The organism is Mesorhizobium qingshengii (assembly GCF_027563465.1).
Lineage (GTDB): Bacteria > Pseudomonadota > Alphaproteobacteria > Rhizobiales > Rhizobiaceae > Mesorhizobium > Mesorhizobium qingshengii_A.
The window spans coordinates 102,027-112,850 of record NZ_JAPFQA010000001.1 but is presented as its reverse complement, the minus strand read 5'-3'; the positions used below and the strand labels follow the sequence as shown (position 1 = coordinate 112,850).

The window sequence follows — 10,824 nt, the reverse complement described above, 5'->3', positions numbered from 1 at the left end:
CGGCATCATGTCGGCCGATCCATCCGTCATCCTGCACACCGACCGGCCGGCAGCGGCGCTGGCCGTGCTCAGGGAGACACATCCGGATCTGACCGTCCATGGCTGCGACAGCTATGCCGCCCTGCCCGAGCTGATCGGGCGCGTGGCGGCGGAAGTGGTTTACTCCGTCCGCTTCGACGGCACGCCGCGATATCCGCGCCAGGCCTTGGTCGAAAGCCCGACCGTGAAATGGGTATCGGTCGGCGGCTCCGGCACCGATCATCTCGGACATTGGAACCCGGAACGGCTCACGGTGACGAATGCGGCAGGCGTCGCCGCCGGCATGCTGGCGGAATACGTGCTCGGCGCCATGCTGTCCTTCTCGCTCGATCTGCGCGGTTTCGAACGCCGCCAGCAGGCACGCGTCTGGGGCGGTGGCCGCGTCGAGCCGATCGAAGGCAGGACGGTTCTCATCATTGGCCTTGGCAAGACGGGGACAGCCGTCGCCAGCCGCGCACAGGCGATGGGCATGCGCACGCTTGGCATCCGTGCGCGGCCGAAACCCATGCCTTGCCTCGACGAGGTGCATGGGCCGGATGCCCTGCTGCCCTTGCTTGGGCGCGCCGATTTCATCGTCTGCTGCGTCCCGCTGCTGTCCAGCACGCGCGGTCTGCTCGGCACGGCCGCCTTCGCCGCGATGAAGCGTTCCGCCGTGCTCATCGACATCTCGCGCGGCGGCGTCGTCGACGAGGCGGCGCTGCTCGCGGCCCTTGACGGCAAGCAGATCAAGGGCGCGGCGCTGGATGTCTTCGCGACCGAGCCGCTGCCGGCGGACCATCCTCTATGGGGCTACGACAACGTCGCCATCACCCCGCATTGCGCGGCGGTCTACGACGGCTGGGACATCAAGTCGGTGCGCATGTTCGCCGACAATCTGAAGCGCTACCGCAGCGGCGCGCCGCTTGAAAACGTCGTCAGTCCGGAACGCGGTTACTGAAGCCGAGAGGAAAGCAATCTCATGACACAGGACAGGCGCGGCGGTGGCCGCAGGGCGAAGGTCGGACGCGGCGGCGGCGGCATCGCGCAACTGCCCTGGCAGCACGTGGAGAACCCCTATCCGCCCATGCAACTCCTCGACGAGGAGCGGATGGAGCGGCTGCACGACACGTCGATGCGCATCCTGTCGGAACTCGGCATCCGCGTCATGAGCGAGCGGGTGATGGACCTGTTCGCCGCCGCGGGCGCCATTGTCGACCGCGAGAGCAAGACCATCCGCATCGACGAAAGCCTGGTGACCGAAGCGCTGCGAACGGTTCCATCTTCCTTCACGCTGACCAGCCGCAATCCCGGCAAGCAGGTGCATCTTGGCGGCAACTCGCTGGTCTTCGGGCTGGTAGCCGGCCCGCCCAACGTGCATGACCGCATCAATGGCCGCCGCCAGGGCAATCTTGCCGACTACCAAAACTTCATCCGGCTGGCGCACCACTTCAACGCCATCCACATCATCGGCAACCAGGTGGTGGCGCCGATGGAGCTGCCGGCCAATTCGCGCCATCTCGACACCTATTACGCCAATCTGACGCTCAGCGATCTCAGCTTCCATTGCACGGCAATCGGCCGGCAAAGAGCCATGGACGGCATCAACATGATGGCGATCGCACGCGGCATCAGCGTCGAGGAAATGCGCGCCTCGCCGGGCGTGACGACCATCATATCGATCAACTCGCCGCGCCTGTTCGACGATGCCATGGCCGAGGGCCTGATCGCGATGGCCGAGCACGGCCAGCCGGTGACGGTCACCCCCTTCACGCTGATGGGCGCGATGACGCCGGTCACGCTGGCGGCGGCACTTTGCCAGCAGAATGCCGAAGCGCTGTTCGGCGTGGTGCTGACGCAACTCGTCAACCCGGGCACGCCAGTGATGTACGGCGCCTTCACCTCCAACGTCGACATGAAATCGGGCGCGCCGGCCTTCGGCACGCCGGAGAACGCCAAGGCCAACATCATCGCAGGCCAGCTGGCGCGGCGCTATCATTTGCCCTATCGCACCTCCAACGCCAATGCGTCGAACGTGGTCGACCTGCAGGCCGCCTACGAAACCGAGATGGCGACCTGGGGCGCGGTGCTCGGCGGCGCCAATCTGATCTACCATGCGGCGGGCTGGCTGGAGGGCGGGCTGACCGCTTCCTACGAGAAGCTCGTCCTCGATGTCGAGATCCTGCAGAACATGATGGAGTTCCTGCGGCCGCTGCCGTTCCAGGAGGACGATCTCGGTTTCGAAGCGATCAAGTCGGTGCCGGCCGGCGGCCATTTCTTCGGCGCCGAGCACACCATGTCGCGCTACACCAGCGCCTTCTACCAGCCGATGCTGTCCAACTGGCAGAACCATGGCGCCTGGCAGGAAGCCGGCGGCAAGGATGCGCTCGAACGCGCCACCGAGCTTTGGCAGCAGGCGCTGCATGACTACGAGGAGCCAGTCATGGACGCCTCGGTCCGCGAGGAGCTCGACGCCTATGTCGCGCGCCGCCGCGAGGAAATCGCCGCTGATCCGGAAGGCTGACGGCCTGGACCTGCCGCAAAGAGGAAATGCCTGATGCCATACGATCTCGTCATCCGCCACGCGACGTTGATCTCAGGTGACGGTTCGGCGCGTTTCGAGGCCGATCTTGCGGTTGCCGGCGACAGGATCGCCGCCATCGGCAGGCTGGATGACACGCGCGGCGCGCTAGAGATCGACGCTGCAGGCAAGATCGTGGCGCCGGGCTTCATCGACGTCCATACCCACGACGACGGCGCGCTCTTGGCACCGCGCGGCATGGACCCGAAGATCAGCCAGGGCGTGACGACGGTGATCGCCGGCAATTGCGGCGTCAGCCTCGCGCCTCTCCTTCTCGACAGGACACCGCCGCCGCCCTTCACGCTGGTCGGCGGCCAGGAGAATTTCCGCTTCGACCGCTTTGCCGACTATGTCGCCGAGCTCCGGCAGCACGGCATCGCCACCAATGCGGCGCTGCTCGTCGGCCACACCACCTTGCGCCAGCGCGTCATGCCGGTCACCGACCGCCCTGCAAATGGCGCAGAGACGATCCTGATGCAGGAAGCGGTGGAGCAGGCGATGGCCGAGGGCGCGTTCGGGCTCAGCACCGGCCTCGACTATCCGCCGGCGGTCAACTCATCGACCGAGGAGGTCAAGGCGCTCGCGGCAACGGCGGCACGTCTTGGCGGGCCTTATGTCACCCATACGCGCAACTATTTCGAGACGATGGACGAGGCGATCGAGGAAGCCATCGACATCGCCGGCCATGCCGGCGGCAAGCTGTTCATCTCGCACCACCAATGCACGGGCCGCGCGAATTTCGGCAAAAGCGGCCCTTCGCTCAAACGGATCGACCGGGCGCGCGAGACGATGGACATCGGCATGGACGTCTATCCCTATGCCGCGAGCTCGACCGTGCTGCGGCTGGAGCGCTGCGATACGGGCTTGAAGATCCTCATCACCTGGTCCGACCCGCATCCGGAAATGGCAAGGCGCGAGCTGAGCGACATCGCGCGTGAATGGAATTGCAGCGAGCGCGAGGCAGGCCAGCGATTGCTGCCGGCGGGTGCCGTCTATTTCCAGCTCGACGAGACGGATGTGCGGAACATCATCGCACATCCGCGCACCATGATCGGCTCCGATGGCCTGCCGCACGACATTCATCCACACCCGCGCCTGTGGGGCACTTTTGCGCGCGTGCTCGGCCACTATGCCCGCGACGTCGGGCTGTTCAGCCTGGAAGAGGCCGTGCATCGCATGACAGGCCTGCCGGCGCGGGAGTTCGGCATCGATCGGCGCGGCGTATTGGCAGAAGGTAATTTCGCCGATCTCGTCATCTTCGACCCCGCGACGATCATCGACACCGCTACCTTCGAGGAGCCGCGTCAGCCCGCCGCCGGTATCGAGCATGTTTTCGTCAACGGCATATCCGTCTGGCGCGATGGCAAGGCGACCGGCCCACTGCCGGGCACGGTTCTCAAGCCGTCCGCGTCACCCAAAATCATCAAGGGCGCGTGCAGTTGCGGTGCTGATCACAGCGCTTCGTAGAGCCGGTCGACGGTTTCCAGCGTGTAGGCGAACTCCACCGGCCTTGTGCAGCGCCAGCCGTCGAAGGGCTGTCCGGCAAGCGCCTTCAGCGCCTCGGGCACGCGCAGGATGCCGCCGCCGTAAAGGCGGTTCGCCATGTCGAGCATGCCGGTGCGGTGCATCGCCTCGGTCATGCTGCCACAGGCATCCTTGACCAGCCAGACCCTGAACCCCTGATAGACCGCATCGAAGACACTCTCGGTCACGCAGCTGTCGGTGAGCACGCCGGTCACCATCAGGTTTTCGACCTTGAGTGAGGCAAGACGTTGCGCAAGATCCGTCCTGCGGAAGACGCTCGGCCAGTGCTTGTGGATGACGATGTCGCCGGCTTTCGGCGCCACCTCGGCGCAGATATCTGCGCCGGCGCTGCCCGCCACGGCCGAGCGGAATTCCTCGGTCAGGATCTCCTCCTGCCTTGCGTAGCCCTGGCGTTCCTCCGGCTTGACCCAGGCCTGGGCGTGGATGACGGGCATGCCTGCCGCGCGTGCCGCGGCGATCAAGCGGGCGGCGTTGGCGAGCACCGCGTCATAGCCGACAACCGGCCAGGCAGCGCCGGAGCGGTATTCGTTCTGCAGATCGATGGCGAGCAGAGCCGATTTGGCTGGATTCATGGATGTCCTCGGTCGAAGTCTGTGACGAGACGGAAAAGCAGACGGATCGCCTGGTCGAGATCGGCGATGTCCATGCTTTCATGCGGATTGTGGCTGCCATTCTCGTTGCGCACGAACAGCATGGCGCTCGGGATATTCGCCGTGGCGAAGGTTGCGGCGTCGTGTCCGGCCCCGCTTGGAACGTGCGGTACACGCATTTGCAAATCGCCGGCGGCACGGTCTAACGCGGCGATCAGCGCCGGCGACATGGTCGCCGGCTCCCAGGTGAAGCGTGGCCCGGCAGCGAAAGTGACGCCACGCCTGGCCCCGACCTCGGCGAAGAGCGCATGAAGCCGCGCTTCGATCCGCTCCAGCACGGCGGCGTCGGCGCTGCGCACATCGAGCGTGAAGCGAAGTTCGCCAAGCACGCGGCTGCCGCCATGCTGGCTCGGATCAGATTCCACCCGTCCAAAGGTGATGGTGGCCTCGTGGCCCTCGCGCTCGAGCGCGTCCCACTCCGCTTCGAGACCGACGACCAGATCGGCAAAGCCGAGCACGCTGTCATGGCGGGCAAAGCGTGGCTCGGCGCCGGAATGGCCGTAGGTGCCGAGGCACGCGGCATCGACATGGCGAAAGCCGCCGGCAATCCCGGTGACGATGCCAACCGGCACGCCGGCGGCCACCAGGCGCGGGCCTTGCTCGATATGGACTTCGACGAAGGCCGCGATGCGGTTGGCTTCGATGCCTACAACGCCGCGCCTGACCGCGTCGGGATCGAAGCCTTCCTCCAGCATATGCTCGGCCAGGGTCCGGCCACTATCGGATCGTTTGGCTTCGAGCGCCTGCGGTTCGAGCAGTCCGAGAGCAGCCTGGCTGCCCGGATAGGACAGAGGGAACCACACCGCTTCCTCGGCGCGCGTCGCCAGCAAGATGAGATCGCGTGACGGGCGCGTGCCCTGAGTGACAAACTCGGCCATCACCGCAAGCCCGGCCACGACACCGGCGGCGCCATCGAAATTGCCGCCATGCGGCACGCTGTCAAGATGCGAGCCGATGACGATTGCCGGCAGGTCGGCGTTGAGGCCTTTCAGCGTCAAATAGAGATTGCCGGCGGCATCGACACGCGCCATGGCGCCGAGCTTTTCTGCTTCCTCGCGGATCAGTTGATGGGCAAAACGCTCGCCGGGACCGTAGGACACGCGGGTTATGCCCGGTGCGTCGGTGGTGGCTTTCGCAAGTCTTTCCAGCACGCTCCCGGCAAGCCTGCCGCCTGCCGTCAGGCTGGCGGTTGTCATGACGCGGAAGCCTTCTGGAAGCCAGCACCCCGCAGCCGTTGCGGGGTGAGATCCGACAGCTCAACGCCTTGCCTGGCGACATCGTCCGGAAGGCCGCCGCCGCCGATCAGGCTGGCGCAGACGCGCGACAGCGCTGGCGAGGTCTTGATGCCGTAGCCGCCCTGCCCGACCAGCCAGATGAAATCCGGAACCGCGTCATCGGGCCCGACGACCGGCGATCCGTCGGCGACGAAGGTCCTGAGCCCGGCCCATGAGCGCGACACGCGCTGCACCTCGATCGTCGTCGCCTTTTCGAGGCGCTCGGCGCCGCTGGCGACATCCATATCCTCGGCATAGGCATCCATCGGCACTGAGGGCGTCGCGTCCGCCGGCGAGACGAACAATTGTCCCGCATCCGGCTTGAAATAGAATTCGGCACCGACATCGTTGACCAGCGGCCAGTCGGTGATGTCGACCCCGGCGGGTGCTGGAATGTTGAAGGCGGTACGGCGCTTGGGCTGCAGGCCGATCGGGCGCACGCCGGCCATGACGGCGATCTCGTCGCCCCAGGCGCCGGCGGCATTGACGAGCGTTGGTGCAAGGAACGTTCCCGCCGGGGTCTCGACACGCCACTGGCCATCTTGCCGGCCAATCGCCTTGACGCCGGCATTGGTGAGGATGCGGGCGCCGCGCGTGCGGGCACCGCGCAGATAGCCCTGGTGCAGGCCGTTGACGTCGATATCCATCGAATGCGGTTCAATGTAAGCGCCGGCGAGATAATCGGCGCGCAGCACCGGCACACGAGCGATCGCCTCGGCGGGCGTCATGGCGACGATCGAGGGAACCAGGGCCTGGGCAGCCTCCAGATCCCGCGCCAAGAGGTCGAGCTGGTCGTCGCGCGCCACCGTGATCATGCCGCGCTTGCTGAGCAGCGGATAGTCGGAGAAGCCGGTGGGCGGGCCCATCATGAACGCCCGGCTTGCCAGCACGATCCGGCGGATGACGCCGTTGCCGTAATTTTCGGTGAAACTCGCCGCCGAGCGGCCGGTGGTGTGGTAGCCACAATGGCTTTCCCGCTCGAGCAGGACCACCTTGGCCGAACGGGAGATCTCAAAGGCGGCGCCGGCGCCGGCAATGCCGCCGCCAATGATGATTACGTCGGTTTCCTCGGCGGCACTCATATAAGTCCATCCTTCAACATGGCTGCACCGGCTTCGCTGCGCGGCACCGGAGGCGGTTCCCCCAGGCGTCCGCGTCGGGCGCGGTCGCGAGCGCCGCGACCCTCGGCGAGATTTTCGGCCAGCGAATTCTGCAGCGCACAGTCCTCCAGGGCCAGATCGATCACCGCAGGGACCGGTTTTCCCGCCATCTCGATGCCCTTCAGCCGCGCCCACACGGCACGGCGCTTGCGCACCTGATGCGACTGCAGTTCGCCGAGCTCGGCAAAGCTGGTCTCGCGCTTGATCGCCAGTGCGCCTGCGGCAACGGCAGCATCGAACAGCTCCAACCCACGCCGGGTGCGCACGATGATGCCGTTGAGCGCTTCGTCGTCGACCGCCGGCCCGCCATTCAGCCAGGCATCCGAAGCGACGATGTCGGCCACCTGGCCGATCGCGTCGGGGCAGATCTTGCAGCGCGGCTGGATCATCCACTTGTCCTCGTCTTCCCACAGCTGCCGGTAGGTGAGTTCGAAGGCGCGGCCATCCCTCGTCTCGGCCCGGTTGAGCCCGGGATTGCCGTGGCCACGATAGCGGAACAGGGCGAGTTCATCCTCGCCAAGACCAAAGCGCTGCAGCACCTGCTCCGATTTCGACAGGTCCGAAGCGCCGCCGCAGACGAAGGCCAGGGCATAGCGCATCAAATCATCGACACGGGGATCGAGCCGCGCCAGGTTGCGCACGGCGGTGATGTCGCAAGGCTTGGCGATCAGCGCGAAGGGTTGGCCACGGTCGAGGATCTCGCCGAAATCCGCCAGCGGCGCGACCGGACCGTAGCGCGACCCGGCGCCTTCGAGGACTGAAGCCGCGTCGAAGCTCAGGCGCTGCTCGCTGCGCATCGGCGCCGACCGCGATGCGGCGACGTGCAAGACAAAGCTGACGCGGTCGGAGTCCAGCAAGAACTGGCCGAGTGCCGTCAGCACGCCACCGCTCGACGCCTGAAACCGCACATCGGGGTCCACGGCATGGCCGAGGACCAGCCGTTCGGCGGGTCCCCAGACGGTGTCTTGCACAGCCGCTGTGTTTGTCTGCGCCTGATCCGGACCGGCGATCCGCGTTCCCGGGCAGACGGCGTTGATGCGCGTCAGGGTCGGCCGGTCGAGTGTCTGCCGGACAAGCGGACGGAGGCGACCTTCAGGTGTCATGACCATCTCGACCGCGCCGGGCCCGGCAAGCGACGGGCACAGCCCACAGCCGATGCAAAGTCCGTTCTCGACGATCTCGCCCAGCGACAAGGGAGTGGCCGGATCAGCCATCACGCCTTGCACTCGATTGGCTTGGTCGCGGCCCATTTGGATCTCAACGTCAGGCCTGCTCGGCGATCAGGCGATACTGGTCCGGCCGGCGATAGAGGGCGAAGTCGAAGTTCACCTTGCGACAAGTCGCGATCAGGTCCAGGTCGGCGCGATGGACGATGACCTCGTCGCCAAGCGAAAGCGCCTGCGCGGCGATCTCGCCGGTCGGCGCGATGATGCAGGAGCCGCCAATCAGCGCCTGGCCGTCTTCGAATCCAGCCTTGGCGGCGGCCGCCACCCACAGCGTGTTCTGATAGGCGCCGGCCTGCATCGGCAGATGGTTGTGGAACATGCGCAGATGCGCCAGTGCCGGCGCCTCGTCGAGCAGCAGCGGCGTGTTGTAGCCGATGAGCACGACCTCGGCGCCATTCAGGCACAGCATCCGGTAGGTCTCCGGCCAGCGGCGATCGTTGCAGATGGCGAGACCCACACGGACGCCGCGATAGTCGAAGACCGGAAAGCCGAGATTGCCCGGCTCGAAATAGCGCCGCTCCAGATGCGTGGTCGTGCCCTCTTCCGGTTCGCTCGACCCCGGAACGTGCATCTTGCGGTAGCGGCCGATGAAATCGCCATCCGGGCCGACGAGGTCCATGGTGTTGAAGCGGCGTGTGCGGCCGTCTTCGCGCACGAGTTCGCAGTAGCCGAGCGCGAAGCCGATCTTCAGGCGGGCGGCGGCGTCGTAAAGCCGCTGGGTTTCCGGCCCCGGCATGGCGCGTTCGAAAAAGGCCTCGATCTCGGCGGTATCGTCGATGCGCCAACGCGGAAAGAACGTGGTCAGCGCCATTTCAGGGAAGACCGCGAGCTCGGCTCCGGCAGCGGCCGCCTTCTCCAGCAAATGGACAAGGCGGCCGACCGTCTCGGCGCGCGAGGCGCTGCGCTGGATAGGCCCGGTCTGGCAGACCGCGATGGTCAGGCATCTAGCCATGGGGTCGTCTCCTCGACAGGTTTTCCAGATCGGGCCGGATCGGCGGCGGTGCGTGGCAGGAACTGTCCGAAACCCGGCTGCACCCGCAGCACGCCGTCGGCAATCACCGCCACGCCACGCACCAGGACGGTGGTCGGCTTGCCGGTCACGCTGCGGCCCTCGTAGGGCGTGAAGTCGACGCGCGAATGCAGGGCCGCATGGCCGAGCGTCCAACGTGCCGTGGGGTCCCACAGAGCCAGGTCGGCGTCGAGGCCAACGGCGATCCTGCCCTTGGCGTGCGCGAGCCCATAGACCGATGCGGCATTGCGCGAGGTGAGATCGAGATAGCGGCCAAGCGTCAGCCGGCCGGTCAGCAGCCCCTCTGAAAACAGCAGCGGCAGCCGCGTTTCGATGCCAGGGATGCCGCTCAGCGTTGTATTGAAGCCAGGCGTTTCCGCCCTGCCGATCTTGTCGGCGAAAAAATACGGGGAATGATCGGAGGACCAAAGATCGATGCCGCCATCGATCAGCGCCTGCCACAGATGCTCTTGGCTGTGCGGTGAGCGCGGCGGCGGCGAAAAGACGAAACGCGCGGCGTCCACAGCCGGGCGGTCGAGATCGGCCGCACCGAGAAACAGATATTGCGGACAGGTCTCGGCGACCACATCGACGCCACGGGTGCGTGCCCGTGCGATCTCCTCGGCCGATTGCCAGGAGGAGACGTGGACAATGGTCATGCGCGCGCCGGTCATTTCCGCGAAGGCCAGAGCGCGATGCGTGGCCTCGCGCTCCATCGTCTCGCTGTGGGCGACGACATGGTAGCGGATATCGGTGCGGCCGAGGTCGATCAGGCGCTGGCGCGTGCGGCGGATGGCGGCGTCGTTCTCGGCATGAACCATGACGATCCAGCCAAGGCCGCGCGCGGCGTCCAGTATGTCGAAGAAAAGATCGTCGTCGACCGCGAAACCCTGATAGGTCATGAACAGCTTGACCGAGGCGATGCCCCGCGTTGCCAGCGAGGAAAGCTGAGCCTTGACGTCGGCGCCCGTGCCCATGGTCACCACGGCGTGCAGTCCATAGTCGATCACCGCGCGGCCCGCGGCCCGATCGAGCGCACGATCCACCGCATCGACGGTCGACATATCAGGACCGGGCATGCCGAACGGAACGATGCAGGTCGTGCCACCGAACGCGGCCGAGATGGTGCCGGACTCGAAGTCGTCGGCATTGCCCGCGCCACCCCAGACCGGCTGGTCAAGATGGCAATGGGCGTCGATGCCGCCGGACATGACCCAACGGCCGCCCGCGTCGAGCAGCGTCGCGCCCGTCAGCCCGCTGCCGATGGCTGCGATACGGCCTTCATCGATGCCGATGTCGCATTCGGCCCAGCCGTCGTCGAGGGCAACGCGTCCGCCTCTGATCACCAGCTCATGCATTGGTTT

9 protein-coding genes are annotated in these 10,824 nt (G+C 66.3%); 3 read left to right on the top strand and 6 right to left on the bottom strand.

Annotation, left to right across the window (positions count from 1 at the left end):
* Window positions 1–7 precede the first annotated feature (7 nt).
* Genes OOJ09_RS00545 through OOJ09_RS00535 form a run of 3 tightly spaced genes read left to right on the top strand, consistent with a single transcriptional unit; the run spans window position 8 to window position 4,063 of the window.
* Entirely contained in the window at window positions 8–976 is a 969-nt protein-coding gene (locus tag OOJ09_RS00545; protein WP_269903316.1) for a D-2-hydroxyacid dehydrogenase, read from the top strand.
* Between the two features lie 21 nt (window positions 977–997).
* Complete coding sequence (locus OOJ09_RS00540) at window positions 998–2,539, top strand: trimethylamine methyltransferase family protein (protein WP_269903315.1); 1,542 nt, start codon at window positions 998–1,000, stop codon at window positions 2,537–2,539.
* Window positions 2,540–2,572: 33 nt separating this feature from the next.
* Window positions 2,573–4,063, top strand: coding sequence for an N-acyl-D-amino-acid deacylase family protein (locus OOJ09_RS00535; protein ID WP_269903314.1), 1,491 nt, complete (start codon window positions 2,573–2,575; stop codon window positions 4,061–4,063).
* Here OOJ09_RS00535 and OOJ09_RS00530 read toward each other — a convergent pair.
* The 6 genes from OOJ09_RS00530 to hydA are packed head-to-tail and all read right to left on the bottom strand — an operon-like array spanning window position 4,048 to window position 10,818.
* A complete protein-coding gene (locus OOJ09_RS00530; protein ID WP_269903313.1) occupies window positions 4,048–4,713 on the bottom strand; it encodes a cysteine hydrolase family protein in 666 nt (221 codons plus the stop codon). The genes OOJ09_RS00535 and OOJ09_RS00530 overlap by 16 nt on opposite strands.
* The gene (locus tag OOJ09_RS00525) at window positions 4,710–5,987 is read right to left on the bottom strand and encodes a hydantoinase/carbamoylase family amidase (protein WP_269903312.1); all 1,278 of its coding nucleotides are present in this window, start codon (window positions 5,985–5,987) and stop codon (window positions 4,710–4,712) included. The genes OOJ09_RS00530 and OOJ09_RS00525 overlap by 4 nt, the downstream gene beginning before the upstream one ends.
* Entirely contained in the window at window positions 5,984–7,147 is a 1,164-nt protein-coding gene (locus OOJ09_RS00520) for an NAD(P)/FAD-dependent oxidoreductase (RefSeq protein WP_269903311.1), read from the bottom strand. The genes OOJ09_RS00525 and OOJ09_RS00520 overlap by 4 nt, the downstream gene beginning before the upstream one ends.
* Complete coding sequence (locus OOJ09_RS00515) at window positions 7,144–8,475, bottom strand: Coenzyme F420 hydrogenase/dehydrogenase, beta subunit C-terminal domain (RefSeq protein ID WP_269903310.1); 1,332 nt, start codon at window positions 8,473–8,475, stop codon at window positions 7,144–7,146. The genes OOJ09_RS00520 and OOJ09_RS00515 overlap by 4 nt, the downstream gene beginning before the upstream one ends.
* A gap of 13 nt (window positions 8,476–8,488) precedes the next feature.
* On the bottom strand, window positions 8,489–9,403 hold the full coding sequence (locus tag OOJ09_RS00510; protein WP_269903309.1) for a nitrilase-related carbon-nitrogen hydrolase: 915 nt from the start codon (window positions 9,401–9,403) through the stop codon (window positions 8,489–8,491).
* Window positions 9,388–10,818, bottom strand: a complete 1,431-nt coding sequence (hydA, locus tag OOJ09_RS00505; protein ID WP_269903308.1) for a dihydropyrimidinase — start codon at window positions 10,816–10,818, stop codon at window positions 9,388–9,390. The genes OOJ09_RS00510 and hydA overlap by 16 nt, the downstream gene beginning before the upstream one ends.
* Window positions 10,819–10,824 lie beyond the last annotated feature (6 nt).